This window comes from Venatorbacter sp. C2-1 (assembly GCF_022832715.1).
Taxonomy (GTDB): domain Bacteria; phylum Pseudomonadota; class Gammaproteobacteria; order Pseudomonadales; family Oceanobacteraceae; genus Venatoribacter; species Venatoribacter alkanivorans.
The window spans coordinates 1,402,033-1,417,667 of record NZ_CP094879.1 but is presented as its reverse complement, the minus strand read 5'-3'; the positions used below and the strand labels follow the sequence as shown (position 1 = coordinate 1,417,667).

The 15,635-nt window shown below is 52.3% G+C and carries 15 protein-coding genes and 1 riboswitch; of the genes, 8 read left to right on the top strand and 7 right to left on the bottom strand.

What is annotated here, in order from left to right:
* Window positions 1-14: 14 nt before the first annotated feature.
* The gene (alaC, locus tag MT343_RS06380) at window positions 15-1,205 is read right to left on the bottom strand and encodes an alanine transaminase (protein ID WP_145469305.1); all 1,191 of its coding nucleotides are present in this window, start codon (window positions 1,203-1,205) and stop codon (window positions 15-17) included.
* 176 nt (window positions 1,206-1,381) lie between these two features.
* Between alaC and MT343_RS06375 the strand changes: the two genes are divergently transcribed.
* Window positions 1,382-1,894, top strand: coding sequence for a glycine cleavage system protein R (locus MT343_RS06375; RefSeq protein WP_145469304.1), 513 nt, complete (start codon window positions 1,382-1,384; stop codon window positions 1,892-1,894).
* Between the two features lie 54 nt (window positions 1,895-1,948).
* Here the strand turns inward: MT343_RS06375 and MT343_RS06370 are convergent, their stop codons facing one another.
* Both MT343_RS06370 and MT343_RS06365 read right to left on the bottom strand, forming a co-directional pair.
* A complete protein-coding gene (locus tag MT343_RS06370; RefSeq protein ID WP_145469303.1) occupies window positions 1,949-2,716 on the bottom strand; it encodes a sulfite exporter TauE/SafE family protein in 768 nt (255 codons plus the stop codon).
* 69 nt (window positions 2,717-2,785) lie between these two features.
* Window positions 2,786-3,484 carry a pirin family protein gene (locus MT343_RS06365; protein ID WP_145469302.1) on the bottom strand — a complete coding sequence of 233 codons (699 nt, stop codon included), beginning with the start codon at window positions 3,482-3,484 and terminating at the stop codon, window positions 2,786-2,788.
* Between the two features lie 122 nt (window positions 3,485-3,606).
* Between MT343_RS06365 and MT343_RS06360 the strand changes: the two genes are divergently transcribed.
* Window positions 3,607-4,614: a DMT family transporter gene (locus MT343_RS06360; protein ID WP_243989469.1), complete on the top strand. Its 1,008-nt coding sequence runs from the start codon at window positions 3,607-3,609 to the stop codon at window positions 4,612-4,614.
* A 69-nt stretch (window positions 4,615-4,683) separates the two neighbouring features.
* On the opposite strand, the gene MT343_RS06355 is transcribed toward MT343_RS06360, so the two are convergent.
* Complete coding sequence (locus tag MT343_RS06355; protein ID WP_145469301.1) at window positions 4,684-5,328, bottom strand: nitroreductase family protein; 645 nt, start codon at window positions 5,326-5,328, stop codon at window positions 4,684-4,686.
* 147 nt (window positions 5,329-5,475) lie between these two features.
* Between MT343_RS06355 and MT343_RS06350 the strand changes: the two genes are divergently transcribed.
* The 3 genes from MT343_RS06350 to metG all read left to right on the top strand — a co-directional run bounded on the left by MT343_RS06350 (window position 5,476) and on the right by metG (window position 10,250).
* Complete coding sequence (locus MT343_RS06350; RefSeq protein WP_145469300.1) at window positions 5,476-6,384, top strand: LysR family transcriptional regulator; 909 nt, start codon at window positions 5,476-5,478, stop codon at window positions 6,382-6,384.
* Window positions 6,385-6,742: 358 nt separating this feature from the next.
* Window positions 6,743-6,857, top strand: a riboswitch (guanidine-I (ykkC/yxkD leader).
* An 83-nt stretch (window positions 6,858-6,940) separates the two neighbouring features.
* Window positions 6,941-8,002 carry a putative urea ABC transporter substrate-binding protein gene (locus tag MT343_RS06345; RefSeq protein WP_145469299.1) on the top strand — a complete coding sequence of 354 codons (1,062 nt, stop codon included), beginning with the start codon at window positions 6,941-6,943 and terminating at the stop codon, window positions 8,000-8,002.
* A 139-nt stretch (window positions 8,003-8,141) separates the two neighbouring features.
* Window positions 8,142-10,250, top strand: a complete 2,109-nt coding sequence (metG, locus tag MT343_RS06340; RefSeq protein ID WP_145469298.1) for a methionine--tRNA ligase — start codon at window positions 8,142-8,144, stop codon at window positions 10,248-10,250.
* Between the two features lie 88 nt (window positions 10,251-10,338).
* Here the strand turns inward: metG and MT343_RS06335 are convergent, their stop codons facing one another.
* Entirely contained in the window at window positions 10,339-10,761 is a 423-nt protein-coding gene (locus tag MT343_RS06335; RefSeq protein WP_145469297.1) for a hypothetical protein, read from the bottom strand.
* Window positions 10,762-11,100: 339 nt separating this feature from the next.
* Between MT343_RS06335 and MT343_RS06330 the strand changes: the two genes are divergently transcribed.
* On the top strand, window positions 11,101-11,784 hold the full coding sequence (locus MT343_RS06330; protein ID WP_243989468.1) for an RluA family pseudouridine synthase: 684 nt from the start codon (window positions 11,101-11,103) through the stop codon (window positions 11,782-11,784).
* Between the two features lie 10 nt (window positions 11,785-11,794).
* Here the strand turns inward: MT343_RS06330 and MT343_RS06325 are convergent, their stop codons facing one another.
* Window positions 11,795-12,034, bottom strand: coding sequence for an Imm32 family immunity protein (locus MT343_RS06325; protein WP_145469295.1), 240 nt, complete (start codon window positions 12,032-12,034; stop codon window positions 11,795-11,797).
* Between the two features lie 82 nt (window positions 12,035-12,116).
* Window positions 12,117-12,743, bottom strand: a complete 627-nt coding sequence (locus tag MT343_RS06320) for an FMN-binding negative transcriptional regulator (RefSeq protein WP_145469294.1) — start codon at window positions 12,741-12,743, stop codon at window positions 12,117-12,119.
* 1,359 nt (window positions 12,744-14,102) lie between these two features.
* Here MT343_RS06320 and MT343_RS06315 point away from each other — a divergent pair.
* Together MT343_RS06315 and MT343_RS06310 are read left to right on the top strand one after the other, a co-directional pair.
* On the top strand, window positions 14,103-14,642 hold the full coding sequence (locus tag MT343_RS06315; protein WP_186435929.1) for an RNA polymerase sigma factor: 540 nt from the start codon (window positions 14,103-14,105) through the stop codon (window positions 14,640-14,642).
* Window positions 14,633-15,616, top strand: coding sequence for a FecR family protein (locus MT343_RS06310; RefSeq protein WP_145469291.1), 984 nt, complete (start codon window positions 14,633-14,635; stop codon window positions 15,614-15,616). Before MT343_RS06315 ends, MT343_RS06310 begins: the two co-directional genes overlap by 10 nt.
* Window positions 15,617-15,635 lie beyond the last annotated feature (19 nt).

The following is a 15,635-nucleotide window of genomic DNA, read 5'->3' as shown; positions in this document are numbered from 1 at the left end:
AGAGTATTAAGTTGTTAACCGCCAAAGCCATCGTTACGCAGCATCTGTTTAATGCCGCGCAGCGCCTGGCGGGTGCGCTGGTCATTCTCAATCAGGGCGAAGCGTACATGGTCATCGCCGTATTCGCCAAAGCCAATTCCCGGTGACACGGCCACCTTGGCCTCGGTCAGCAGCTTCTTGCTGAACTCGAGGGAGCCCATTTTACGATAAGCTTCAGGAATTTGCGCCCAGACAAACATGGTGGCTTTCGGCCATTTTACCGGCCAGCCCAGATCATTCAGCCCCTTGCAGAGTACATCCCGGCGGCTGCGGTACATCTCGCAGATATCGCTCACCACCGTCTGATCACCTTCCAGTGCCGCAATCGCTGCCACCTGAATAGGCGTGAATGTACCATAATCGAGGTAGGACTTAATCCTTGCCAGAGCATAAATCAGATCTTTATTGCCACAGCAGAAGCCAACCCGCCAGCCCGGCATGTTGTAGCTCTTCGACAGTGAGTAAAACTCCACCGCAATGTCTTTCGCTCCTTCCACCTGCAGAATGGACGGCGGCTGATAACCGTCGAACACGATATCGGCATAGGCCAGATCCTGCACCACCCAGATTTCATGCTCTTTGCACATCGCCACCACCTTCTCAAAGAAGGCTAAATCGACACATTCGGCGGTCGGGTTGCCGGGAAAATTCAGCACCAGCATCTTCGGCCGTGGCCAGGTGGTTTTGATGGCTTTTTCCAGCTCTTCAAAGAAATTCACATCCGGCGTCATCGGCACATGGCGGATATCGGCGCCGGCAATGACAAAACCATAAGGGTGAATCGGATAAGACGGATTCGGCACCAGCACGTTATCGCCCGGCCCCAGAGTGGCCAGCGCCAGATGCGCCAGGCCTTCCTTAGAACCGATGGTAGTAATCACCTCGGTTTCCGGATCGAGATCAACATTGAATTTGCGCTTGTACCAGCTGGCCATGGCGCGACGCAGACGCGGAATACCCTTCGACTGGCTGTAACGATGGGTACCACCACGGCTGGCGGTTTCCACCAGCTTATCGACAATGTGTTTTGGTGTGTCCTGATCCGGGTTACCCATCGACATATCGACGATGTCCTCCCCCGCCGCTCGTGCCGCCATCTTCATTTCGCCAATCACATTGAAGACATAAGGAGGCAGGCGCTTAATGCGCGGGAAGTTAGTATCCATAACGGTGTCCTGATTCTCAGGTAATTAAAGGGGCTTCAAGGCTACTGTATCAACCGCTGGGGAACAACGATCAGTCGGCAGGAATTTGACCAGCACAGTACGTGCGGTAAATCGCATAAAGCTGTGTTAGTGTCAGAACGACAACCTGATTGCAGAAAAAAACATAAGGAAAAGCAATGGCAAACTTTCTTGTATTAACCGTTATTGCCGACGACAAACCCGGAATTGTTGAACAACTGTCAGCCACCATCGCCCGCAATGGCGGTAACTGGCTGGAAAGCCGTATGGCGCATATGGCAGGAAAATTTGCCGGGATTTTGCGGGTATCTATTCCGGCTGAACAAAGCAACAGCCTGATTGCCGAATTAAGCTCGCTCAGCTCACGCGGTATTCTGGTAAACGCCGAAACCGGCAGCGACAGCGAAGAAAACGACAGCCTCGACCTGACCCTGAATCTGGTCGGCAACGACCGTCCGGGCATCGTCAAAGAAGTGTCTCAGGCACTGGCAAAAATGGGCGTGAACGTACTGGAATTAACCACCGACTGCGGCACCGCCGAAATGTCTGCGGTGCCACTGTTCCGCGCCGAAGCCTTGCTGCGCGTGCCACACAGTTTTGATACCGATATTCTGGCCAGTGCACTGGAAGCTATTTCCAATGACCTGATGGTGGAAATCCGTCTGGATTAATTCCTGCCGCGAGCCGTGCTGCATAGCGCTGCAGCACGGCCGGTATAACAAGCATCAGCCAATAACGGCCTGTCCCAGCAGCCAGGCTGAGTTACCCGCCAGCAGCCACATCATCACTTTAAAAAACACATCACCGTCCATGCGTTTGCTTAACCAGCGACCAAGATAGACACCGGCAAAGGCCACCGGCACCAGAATCACGGTTAACCAGCCGATATCAAAATTCAGCAGCCCCAGCATGCCGTATGGCAATAATTTGATCGCGTTCATCAGACCGATCGCGAGGGTAATCTGCGCCAGGAAAGATTCTTTATTGAGCTTGCCCAGTAAAAAATATGCCTGCAGCGGTGCCGCTCCGGCGTGGGCCAGGGTACTGCCCAGACCGGCAATACTGCCCAGCAAACCACCCTGCAACGCCGATGCCTGCGCCGGTTGTTCTTCACTGGCTGCCGCCATGCGCCGGCCAGCCAGCCAGGGCCAGCGTTTCTGCGCCAGTACCCAGAAACCGATCAGACCAATCAGCGCCTGTACGCCACGTTCGCTGACCACGCCCAGCAATAAGGTGCCCGCCGTGATGCCCAGCAGAATACCGGGCAGCAGGGGTTTCACCAGCGCGAACGACAGGTAACGGCGATAGACACGCAGGGTCATGATGTCCATCAGCAGCAGAATCGGCAGCAGAATACCGATGGCCTGCTCGCCGCCGATAAAAGGCGCCATCATTGGCACCGCCACCACGCCGATACCACCACCAAAACCGGATTTGGCAATGCCGGTTAACAACACGCCGAGTACGGCAATCGCAACAAAGGTCAGATCCACAAAACTATCCCGTCAGACGAAGCCGTCTCTGTACCCTCATATCCGGCTCCGGCAGCAGGCGTTGCCTGCTTAAGGTAAATCAAACAACAGGGCCTCCGCCTTGCTGTCGGCGCTGAAGGTCAGCGCCTGTTCATTGCTGATACTCACGCCGTCACCGGCATTTAATATCAGCGTGTTATCGCCGGCCTGCAGTTGCAGCGGGCCGTTAATGGCATGCACATAATAGCGACGCGCCGGGTTCAGTATCTGTTCTGCGTTTTCTGCGGTCAGGCGCACGTGCAGCAACTGTGCATCCTGGCGGATACTCAGCGTGCCGTCGCGTCCGTCCGGCGTAATCACCGGCTGAATGGCCTGCTGGCGGGGAAAGCGCTTCTGCTGATAACCCGGTTCGGTATTCTGCTCATTGGGCTGAATCCAGATCTGCAGAAAATGCAGCGGCTGGTCTGTCGCCGGATTAAATTCGCTGTGCATCACACCGCTGCCCGCCGACATCAGCTGGAACTCACCGGCCGGCAAATGCTCAACGTTGCCCATCGAGTCACGGTGGGCAATGGTGCCGTTCAGCACATAGCTGATGATTTCCATATTGCGGTGGCCGTGGGTATCGAAGCCTGCGCCCGGGGCAACCCGGTCATCGTTGATTACCCGTAAAGCAGACACCCCCATATGTTTGGGGTCGTAATACTGGCCAAAAGAAAACGTATGCGAGCTGTTCAGCCAGCCAAAATTGGCCCGGCCGCGTTCATTGGCTGCGCGTAAGATTAACATGTGCTGATCTCCTCGTTAAAACGCTTCACAAAAATTATTGACAAAACTCTTCATTAATCCGGACTATGCAACGCTCTTTTTCAATGCAACAGTAAAACCCCCACAGACTTCCACGGGAGGCTGTGAAATACTGCTGCGCTTTTTTTGCTACGCCTTTTTCACTGCACCCGGTGCTTACCGGTCTGCGTTACTGCCCTGCGGGCCAGTGGTTTATTGTGTCTTCAACTTCCGAATCCGTATCCACAGACGATCTGCATCACGCCCAGCTGTTGCGTGCCGACCTGATTCTGCTTGGCGTTACCCTGCTGGCTGCGGTCAGCTGGATGTTTTCCAAAGAGGCGTTAAACGAATTTCCGCCGCTGCTGTTTATGGCCTGCCGCTTTAGCGCCGCCGGTCTGCTGCTGGCGATTCCCGGCCGCCGTGCGCTGGCGGCCTTACAGGCCCACGAATGGCGCGCCTCGGCATTGGTCGGCCTGTTTTTCGGTGCCGCCATGAGCTTCTGGATCATGGGGCTGTTTAATGCTCATACCCTGGGAGAAGGTGCCTTTATTACCAGCCTTGCGGTGGTGCTGGTGCCTTTTATCAGCTGGGTGCTGTTTCGCGAACGTCCGGCGAAAAGTATCTGGGTTGCCCTGCCGCTGGCCATCGGCGGTCTGGCACTGCTGTCGTTACGTCATAGCTTTAACCCTGACCCCGGCCAGCTGTTTTTCTTTGCCGCCGCCCTGCTGCTGTCACTCACCTTTATTCTCAACGGCCGTGCCGCGGCGCGTATTTCGGCACTGGCCCTGAGCGCTATCCAGCTGGTGCTGGTCGGCGTTGTGTCTTTTACCCTGTCGGCCATGTTTGAAGACTGGCCCGATACTTTTACCCCAACCATGTGGCTGTGGCTGATTCTGAGTGTGACTGTTGGCACCGCCGCACGCTTTCTGCTGCAGACCTATGCTCAGGGCCTGGCGTCACCCAGCCATGCCGCAGTGATTATGGTGCTGGAGCCGGTCTGGACCGCCATCATCGCCGCCTTCTGGTTTACCGAACGGATGGAAACGGCGCAGATTCTCGGCTGCACCCTGATTCTGCTGGCGCTGCTGGCCAATCGCTGGAGTGCTCTGCGGCGCTGGCTGAAACGCTGAAGCGGGCGCTCTGCCCGCTTTATTTCCGGTCCGCTTTTCCCGGCCCGCTTTTCCCAACTTGTTTAGCAATTAATTACTCAGATCGTGCAGCTTACCCGGACGACCATCCAGAACAGTGACTTCGCTCGCCGCCAGACGCGGCTTACGTGGCCAGTTACCTTCTTTGGCGTAACCCAGGGTCACCATCATGGCAACGCTGTAGCGTTCGCCAATGTTGAACACCTCTTTCGCTTTCGCGGTATCGAAGCCGATCATCGGCCCGGTGGCCATACCCTTACCGGCCGCGGCCGTCATCAGGTTCATGGTCGCCATACTGGCCGAGCGCAGTGCTTCATCGTGGGCCGCAGCTTTGTTATCGCCGTAGGCACCATTTACTGCGCTGACAAAGTAGTCGCGCACGCCTTCGTTATAGATACCGGCATCGACACCGCGCTGGGCGATATCCGGCATACGTTCATGGCCCTGTTCGTCGGCCAGCACCAGAATAACCACCGGAGCATCGGCCACTTTCTGCTGACCGTAGGCGATGTCTTTTAAGGTTTCTCTCGCCGCCTGATCGGTCACCACCAGATAGCGGGTATGCTGAATGTTAAAGGCCGTTGGTGCATGCTGGGCGTAATCCAGCAGCTCCAGTACTTCCGCCGTGCTGATGGCACGTTCGGTATCAAAGTAGTTCACAGAAGTACGCTGGCTCAGGGCATCAAATACGTTCATGGCGGCATCCTTAAATCGGGTATCGGTTCGGGTATTCGTTGTGTTGTTAAGGCTGTTAAGCAATGAGTGCAGTTTAAGTTCGCTTTATTCGATTAAAAATCTCATAATTTAACGCATAGCTTTCGATATTTACGAAAAGGCATTTCAATGAAAACAACCCTCGAACAGTGGCGCATGTTTAAAGCGGTGGTTGACCATGGCGGCTACGCCCAGGCAGCTGAGGCCATCTTCAAGAGTCAGTCGACCATCAGCTATGGTGTGCACAAGCTGCAGGAGCAACTGGGCGTACAACTTTTGGAAGTGGAAGGGCGCAAAGCGGTACTGACCGAACACGGCCGTATTCTGTTACAACGTGCCGAACAGCTGCTCGATCAGGCAGAGAATATCGATCAGGTTGCCAGCTCGCTTAATCAGGGCGTCGAGCCTGTTGTGCGTGCTGCCATCGACACCATCTACCCCAACGATGTGCTGTTTGATGTGTTTGAAGCCTTCTCGGCCGAGTACCCCGATACGCGCCTGGAGCTGGAAGAGTTTGTACTCAGCGGCGGTAACGAAATGCTGCTCGAAGACAGCATCGATATTCTGATTACCCCGCAACTGCCCAGCGGCTGGAACGGCGAGCACGTACACCGCTCCTGCTTTCTGCCGGTTACCAGCCCGCAGCATCCGTTGCAGCATCTGGGACGCGAGGTCACCTACGATGACCTTACCGCTCACCGGCAGGTCGTGCTGCGCGACAGCAGCCGTAAACGCCGCAGCGAAGGTGGCTGGCTCGGTGCCCATCAGCGCTGGACCGTGACCCATACCAGCACAAGGGTGAATATTGTCCGCCGTGGTCTGGGCTTTGCCTGGCTGCCGGAGCTGCTGATTGCCGACGATCTTAAAAGCGGGGCCTTGCAGGTGATTCCCTTTGCTCAGGATGCGCGGCGCTACGTCGACCTCTATCTGGTAATGGCCCATGAAGAAAGCGCCGGCCCCGCCACCCGCGCCCTCGCCCGCCTGCTAGCCAACACCGACACCGGCTGCAAAGCGGCACACAGAACAGAAACCGAATAAAGGCCAATACCCTGGCCAACCCCCTGGCTAGTACCGGCAAGAGCTGCAAAGCGGCGCACACGACAGAAACCGAATAAAGGCCAATACCCTGGCCAACACCCTGGCTAATACCGGCAAGGGCTGCAAAGCCGCACATAAAGCGGAAACAAGATAAGCGCCCCAGAATGCAGCGACCATCTGTTCAGCTAATCATCTGTGCACCCTTTTGGGGTGCAACTGACAGCAAAATCAGCAACTTAACACTCGCCAGCCTGCCGGATACTGCAATTTTCAGGCTCCGGCAAAACTGGTACAGCCCTTGCTGAACCCTGATCAGTAACAGGAGATACTCGGCAACCGAATCCGGTTGGGATTCACAGAAATAGGTGGCTAGGGTTCCGGTTCTTTGCTGAAAAAGAACGTCTGGTCCGAGAGCAACCGACCTCAGCGTATTCACAGCGCAGGTTACACGGCGGGACAAAAGCCCGGGAGACCCACACGCGAATGCCAGCATCTGGCCGTTTCGCGCTGAGTTCTCCTGCCGTCTGATTTATGTGGATATCAAAGAGGAAGTCCTATGAACGCGTTAAAACGTCTGCTCACTGCCAGCCTGGTCACCCTGGCCGCCCTGACCCCATTACACGCTCAGGCCAAAGACAGTTTCCGTCTGGCCTGGTCTATCTACGTTGGCTGGATGCCGTGGGATTACGCCGACAAAGCCGGCATCGTAAAAAAATGGGCCGATAAATACGGCATCGAAATCGAAGTGGTGCAGATCAACGATTACGTTGAATCCATCAACCAGTTTACCGCCGGTGAATTCGACGCCTGCGTAATGACCAATATGGATGCCCTGACCATTCCGGCCGCCAGCGGCGTCGACACCACCGCCTTAATCGTCGGTGACTTCTCCAACGGCAACGACGCCGTGATCCTGAAAGAAGGTACAAGCCTGAAAGACATCAAAGGCCTGCCGGTGAATCTGGTGGAGCTGTCGGTTTCCCATTATCTGCTGGCACGCGGTCTGGAAAGCGTGGGCATGAGCGAAAAAGACGTCTCGGTGATCAACACCTCCGACGCCGATATGGTGGCGGCTTATGGCACCGGTGATGTTAAAGCCGTGGTGACCTGGAACCCGCTGGTAAGCGAGATTCTGGCGCAGCCAAACGCAACCGCCGTGTTTAACTCCTCACAGATTCCGGGTGAAATTATCGACACCACCATGGTCAACAGCGAAACCCTGGCCGCTAACCCCGCCTTCGCCAAAGCCCTGACCGGCGCCTGGTACGAAACCATGAGCATCATGGCGAAAGACGACGCCGAAGGTAAAAAAGCACGCAGCATGATGGCCGAAGCCTCAGGCACCGACCTTGCCGGTTACGATGCCCAGCTGGCCGCCACCAAAATGTTCTACGACGCACAAAAAGCTGTGGAATTTGTGAATAGCGCCGAGCTGCCAAAAACCATGGAATACGTGGCGAAATTCTCCTTCGACCACGGCCTGCTGGGTGATGGTGCCGCCGATGCCGGCTTTATCGGCATGGCCTTCCCGAACGGCAAAACCTTTGGCGATAAAGGTAATGTGAAGCTGCGCTTTACCGACAGCTATATGAAGATGGCGGCTGAAGGAAAGCTGTGATGCCCGGCCATTGAGTATCTGGCGCTGCGCGGCAGAGTTTGCTGCCGCAGCGCTTTTAAGCCGTACCGCAGCCATCGCGGCCAGCGGCAAAAATCGCTACAATGCTGCCCTTTCTTTGAATAACCCGTAGCGAATTGTCATGACCGCACAGAATCCCCGCAAAATCCTCGTCACCAGCGCCCTGCCCTATGCCAATGGTTCCATTCACCTCGGCCACCTGCTGGAATACATTCAGACTGATATCTGGGTTCGGTTCCAGAAACTGCGTGGCAACGAATGCCACTATGTTTGCGCCGACGACGCCCACGGCACCGCCATCATGCTGCGCGCCGAAAAAGAAGGTATCAGCCCGGAAGAGCAGATTGCGCGGGTAAAAGCCGAGCACGAAGCGGATTTCGCCGGTTTCCAGATTGCGTTCGACAACTTCCACAGCACCCACAGCGAAGAAAACCGCCTGCTGTCAGAAGAAATCTACAAAGCCTGCCGTGACAAAGGCCATATCGCCATCCGCAGCATCAAGCAGCTGTACGATCCGGTTAAAGAGCTGTTTCTGGCCGACCGTTATATCAAAGGCGAGTGCCCTAAGTGTGGTGCCGCCGACCAGTACGGCGATAACTGTGAAGCCTGCGGTGCAACCTACACCCCGGCTGAGCTGAAAAACCCGTTCTCGGTTATTTCCGGTGCCACCCCGGTCGAAAAAGAATCTGAACACTACTTCTTCAAACTGCCGGACTTCCAGGAGTTTCTGCAGCAGTGGACCCGTTCCGGCACCCTGCAGGATGAAGTGGCCAACAAACTGGCCGAGTGGCTGGATTCCGGCCTGCAGGAGTGGGATATCTCCCGTGATGCGCCGTATTTCGGCTTCGAAATTCCGGATGCACCGAACAAGTTTTTCTACGTCTGGCTGGATGCCCCTATCGGCTATATGGCCAGCTTTAAAAACCTGTGTGACAAGCGCGGTGACCTCGACTTTAACGAGTACTGGAAAAAAGATTCCACCACCGAGCTGTACCATTTTATCGGTAAAGACATTATTAACTTCCATGCGCTGTTCTGGCCTTCCATGCTGAGCGCTGCAGAATACCGTACACCAACAGCGGTCAATGCCCACGGTTTCGTGACCGTGAACGGTTCTAAAATGTCGAAGTCGCGCGGTACCTTTATTAAAGCGCGTACTTTCCTGAATCATTTAAACCCGACCTATCTGCGTTACTACTTTGCAGCCAAACTCAGCTCCAGCGTCGATGATTTCGATTTAAATCTGGAAGATTTCGTGCAGCGCGTAAACGCCGATCTGGTCAACAAACTGGTGAACATTGCCTCACGTACCGGCAACTTTATTGCCAAAGCGTCCGGCGAACTGAGCGCGACCTGCGCTGAACCGGAAATGCTGCAGCAATTTATTGATGCCGGCGACCAGATTGCCAGCCATTACGAAAAACGCGAATTTGGCCGCGCGATGAAAGACATCATGGCGCTGGCCGACCGCGCCAACGAATATATTCAGGAAAAAGCCCCGTGGGCGATGAATAAAGAAGAAGGTCGCCAGCAGGAAGTGCAGGACGTATGTTCCGTGGCGCTTAACCTGTTCCGTCAGCTGGTGACTTATCTGGCACCAGTACTGCCGGAAATTGCCGACAAAACCAAAGCATTCCTGAATCTGGAAAGCCTTGACTGGGAAGCACGCCGCGAGATTCTGCTGAGCCACAAAATCAATAAATTCCAGCCGATGCTGGCCCGTGCTGAAATGGATAAAGTAACCGCCATTCTGGAAGAAACCAAAACAGAATTGGCCAAAGAAAACGGCGAAGCACCGGCGGCGGATAACAGCGCCGATAAAACCGCTGCGAAAAAGGCCGATAAAAAAGCAAAAAATAAAGGCCCCGAATTGCGTGAAGACGGTAATGAAGTGATTGCCGACACCATCGAGTTTCCGGATTTCGCTAAAGTCGACCTGCGTATTGCCCGTATCGTTAAAGCCGAGCATGTTGAAGGTGCAGAAAAACTGCTGCAGCTGACGCTGGATATCGGCAACGGCGAAACCCGCAACGTATTCTCCGGTATTAAATCGGCCTACAACCCGGAAGACCTGAACGGCAAGCTGACCGTGATGGTTGCCAACCTGGCGCCACGTAAAATGAAATTCGGCATGTCCGAAGGCATGGTACTGGCCGCAGGCCCGGGCGGCGAAGATATCTTCCTGCTCGAACCACACGACGGCGCCCAGCCGGGTATGCGGGTGATGTAAAAAAGCAGAAACAGAAAAGCCGGGGTTTTTACCCCGGCTTTTTATTGAGCGACTCTAGCGTTAAACCCGGTTTAATATGCCCGCCACACTATTCACCACAGGGAAGATTAACAACATTCGTATTAATATCGTTTTCCAGCTCAACCCAAAAGTTAATACTCCATGCCTCGCGCTTCTTTCGAACAATGTAAGACTTACCCTTTTCGGCTAAGAACTTCACACAGCGTTCAGATTTAACCTTCCCCTGATAAAACCCTACGTCAATCTCAGTCAAGCCAGGTTCAATATAAGCACTTTCATAATAACCGTTAAAAAAACCACCGATAGAAACACCATTAACCGCATTAATATAAAGCTTCTCATCAAGCCCCTGAAAAATACCATGATCACGCTCTGAATCTGCTTTTAAATATACGGCATCTTCTTTCGCAAGCCCCGGAGGAGAATAAGAAGAATCAGCAATACATCCCAACAAAAATCCGGTTAAAAAAAACACAACCAACAACTTCATTCTTCACAGATCCTTTGATATTGCTAACGCCCGGTTCAGCAGAATAATTTCCAATACTCATCAATTCAGCCACAGAGCATCAAGCGGGTCATCCTAAAGGCTGAAACAGGATAAATCCAGTTCCCCCCCTCAATCATATAACCGTTAAAGAATATTAATTATGAATTTCATCAGATAACCCGATGCAGCGCATTATGGCTAAAAGAGATATAAGAAAGCTGAAGATTCTGATTCATGTATCTGACGGACAAGATTTCTGACCGTCTGGCGGTGATTAATCATTGCCAGAACCCCGCAGGTTTCATTAAATATACGTTCACTTCATCAGAGTTTATCAACGTGACTGACGTAACACCTCCTGCTTACTACATCGCCCCACGCTGCGAGGAAGAACTGCAGATACTGCACGTTGATGACGATCTGATTGTGGTTAATAAACCGGCATTTCTCTACACCGTGCCCGGCCGCGGTCCGGAGAACAGCGATTCGGTAATTACCCGCCTGCAGCCGGATTACCCCGAAGCCGTCATTGTGCACCGCCTCGATCTGGATACCTCTGGTTTACTGGTTGTTGCCCGCTCCGAGCGCGCACGTCAGGTACTGTCGCAACAGATCCGCGACCGTGAAATCCAGAAAACCTATCAGGCCGTGGTCTGGGGCATTATTGAACAGGACGAAGGCGAGATTAATCTGCCCATTGGCAAAGACTGGGAAAACCGTCCGCGCTGTAAAATCGACTATGAAGAAGGCAAAGCCTCGCTTACCTATTTCACGGTCGAGCAGCGCAATCCGGACACCCACCGCACACTGGTAACGCTGAAACCCGTTACCGGCCGCCAGCATCAGCTACGCCTGCATTTAAAATCCATCGGTCATCCGATTTTAGGCTGCGATTTATACGCCCACGACGAAGCATTGCAAGCCGAACCACGATTAATGCTGCACGCCTGTGGTTTAGCCTTTAAACACCCAGATGGACAAATGGTGAGCTGGGATGTGAAGAATGATTGGGGATTGGATTAACGCAGGCTTGTTAAAGGTATTTTTCACTGAGGATCTGGATGTCGGGATAATCTTCCTTCCACTTATCCCATTCATCCATAAGATGAAGGTGATCATAATCCTCACCCAGCTTTTCCATCTCATCCGCTGCGGCGAGTAAAAACGCTGCCAGATCTCTTAAGGTATCCGGAGACGCAGCAATTCCTATATCACTGAGCACCATACAACCTTCAAGCTCAGTATCTTCCTTTTTAAAACCTGTTATTTTCATGGCTGCTTCTGCATTTAACGCCCGGCTTTATGACTGCTTTGGAGGAACGGGCGACGGAAAACCGTCCGACAACAGCCCTTGGTCAGCTGATGAACTTAGCCATGGCACGGTTGTTCGCTCCATCTCTGGCCTCAAGACCAACTTTGACACCAGCTCGATTTTTTTCTGTTTGGTTCTGACTAGCTTTCAGCTTACCCGTCAGAGTTTTAATTTTTATCTCTACACCAACGATAGCCTTCACCAAACGTTCAGTGAACTCCACTGGCGCATCATCCACAGACCAGGGATTGCTCATACTCGACTCATGTTGGTCTGTTAGTCGATGGAGATGATGTTTCAGCCAGGTCGAATCCTCGATAATCCGAGCACTCCCTTCTACATGGACAGCAAGATAATTCCATGTTGGAACAACCCGGCCGGTTTCTACCTTGGTTTCATACCATGAGGGTGAAACGTAGGCATCTGGCCCTTGAAAAACAGCCAGAACCCGGGCCCCATCCTGCAAACGCTGCCAAACCGGATTACTTCGAGCCAGATGGCACTGAAGCTGTCCAAGACTCCCGTCGTCTTCAGAACTCAGATGAAAGGGGACATGGTTCGCTTCAATTCCACAATCATCCGCCACTATTAGCAGACCAAATCCGTAGTCACGAATATATTGCTGAAGCTTACCTATGTCGTCTTCCTTGAAGTGATTCGGCACGTACATCCTGTGAAACTCCTTAGTAGAGGGCTACCCAGCTAATCCTCCAATCACCCGAACCGCGTAGCTTTTGGGGTGATCTTGAAAAATTTGTTAGGAAAATTAGTCAACGTCCCACTGTGTCCAATGTTGGCACAATATAAATTCACCGTCATTCTCTGACTTATTTAGCGGTAAATCGTATAGATCTAAGAACAATTGCTCGATGTATTTAGCTTGTCGGTTAGTACAAGGAAAATATGAGAAGTAAATAAGCATCTCATCTGAGAAATCTTTCTTTTTCCAATGAGAGCGCAACCGGGAATTAACGTAGCCTTTGCCAACATATAGACATGTCATATGATAACGCTCATGCTGAGCACAGTAGTCTTCTTTATGCCAAAGCATATAGATACCTGATTGTTGTCCAAGGTTCCAGAGCTTCAGTTGATGATCAGCGATGGTTTCGTCTGTAAACCAACCAATATTTGATTTAGATATTTGCGATAGGCTGAAACCAAAGTTGGTCTCCGTAGACAAAATACGATCGAAATTTGCGTCTGTATCGCTACAGCTACAATTACAAAATTTAAAGCAGCCCATATTCTCTCAGTTTGTTCCCATATTTGCCTAACACCTTGTTAGTATGAAAACGCATTTATCCCGGGCGACGCCTTCGAGAAACCCCGCGCCACTCATCGACCAAGCTGAGAAATCTTCCATAACTCAAGAATCCTTTCCAGAAAAACGCGAACGCCGGTTAACTCCGGTATTTAAAGCTGTAATCTTAGCTATCCAGCGCCTGCTTTAGCTGACAAAGAACTTATCACCTGCCTGAACATCAGGCAAACCGGGGGTGAACTCTATGCGCCTTACTGATACAGCGGGATCACCTATCCAATCCGGACACCCAGCGCACGCTGGTCACGCTGAAGCCCATTACCGGCACCAGCACCAGCACCAACGGCGTCTGCATTTAAATTCCATCGACTACTCTATTCTGGGCTGCGATTTATACGTCCATGAAGAAGCACCGCACGGCGAACCACGATTAATGCTGCCCCCTGTGGTTCAGCCTTTAAGCCCCCAGGTGAACATATGGTGAGCTGCAATGTGGAGAATACCAGCGAAGCATCACTTCTTTGCTGCGAACCATAGCGGAATAGCCAATCACCAGTGGCACTCTTCATGCTTAAAAACTTTCTTATCAGTTTAACCAAACTGAAACATCTCACTACCATAATCAGCGACCATCCGACCACGGACTCTGGAAGGCTCTCCTTTACGCACTGGCAGAACCGGAATCATCGCGCAGGCGAGTTCAGAATCCTCACTTTCTTGCTGTTTCTCCAGCTAAAGTCCACAGGCAGACCGGATTCAATGAATATGTTTCAACCCGATGTCTCAGTGCATCACATCAGTCAGCTGATTAATCAGGAGAAGCCCAGATTACTCAGTTTTATACGCAGAAAAGTCAATGACCACTCCTATTCTGAGGATATATACCAGGAAGCACTGGAGCGGACATTAAAGCGCTCTATTCAGGGATTCGTGCTCAATGACCCTGTCAGTTACATCTACAAAATTGCCAATAACATTATTAATGACTACTACCAGAAGAGAGTCTCGGAAGAGATGGTTTGCATTGATGATCAGGAAGTTCATTGCGAAAAACCGCAACCTGATCGCAATGCGGAAATGAATCAGAAAATAGAACATTTTTTGCTTTGTCTTAACCAGCTTCCTCCCGAGACGGCAAATCTTCTGGTGATGCGAAAAGTTCATGGACTGACCATTTCCGAAATCGCCCGCCGCGTAGGAAAAGAGCCAAAATCCGTAGAAAAGCGAATTAATCGTGCCATGCGTTCAGTTCTTGAACAAATTGAACGTGGCGTACCCGCAGTGAGTAAAAGAACGTGGTTTTAAGACTGATACCAAAACAGAATATTCTGGCCAATTCTGAAAGAGAGAAAATCAGCCAATGGATTCTGCATGAAAAATACGAACAAAGCACAGCTGAGCAAACATCTGAAGCCGAAGTCTGGCTGGATAAGAAACCTGAGCGTCGCCAGGAGGCTGATGCTCTGGACGCAATCTGGAATGATGATTGTTTTACTGCGGCGCTGAAACAGTACGAAACAAATCAACAGAACCATCAGCAGAACAGCCAGAAATCTGACCATAAAATCAGTACATTATGGTACGGAAGTATCGCGGCATCGGTCGTTCTTACCCTTGGCATTCTGCTGTTTCGCAGCGGCGATGTTTCAGAACCGGTATATTTCAATACTCAGAAGCTGCAAACCGCTCACCAGCTACTGGATGACGGTTCGCGCCTGGACATCAGCGCAGCCAGTCAACTGCTGGTTAAATACAGCGCAGCTGAGCGCCACATCGATCTGGTTGAGGGGGAGGCTCAGTTCAACGTCAGTAAAGATCCGGCCCGGCCTTTCGTTGTCGAAACCCGCCATGCCACTTTGCAAGCGCTGGGCACGGTGTTTAATGTTGATCAGCGACGCGACAGCACCGAGTTAACGGTTCTTGAAGGCCGGGTTGAAGTGGCCCCGCTACAGGCAGGCAACAAGCGTGTCATTCTCACGGCAGGACAACGGGCCCTGATCCGGGCGAATGGACATGGTCCGGTAGAGACATTCGACCTGACCTCTTACCGTGACTGGCAACATAATATTCTCGAAGCGGACAATATGCCGCTGGCAGACATCATTGCTGAACTGAACCGATACCGGAATACGGCGATCGGCATCCATTCAGACATTGGTAATTTGCCGGTATCGGGCACTTTCAGACTGGACGATGCAGAAAAGAACCTGCAACTGATCACCTCAGCTTACCAGTTAACAATATCAGAAAAGAACGGAATGATTTTTATCAGCAGGTAATCAGAATGCCTTCAGGTTA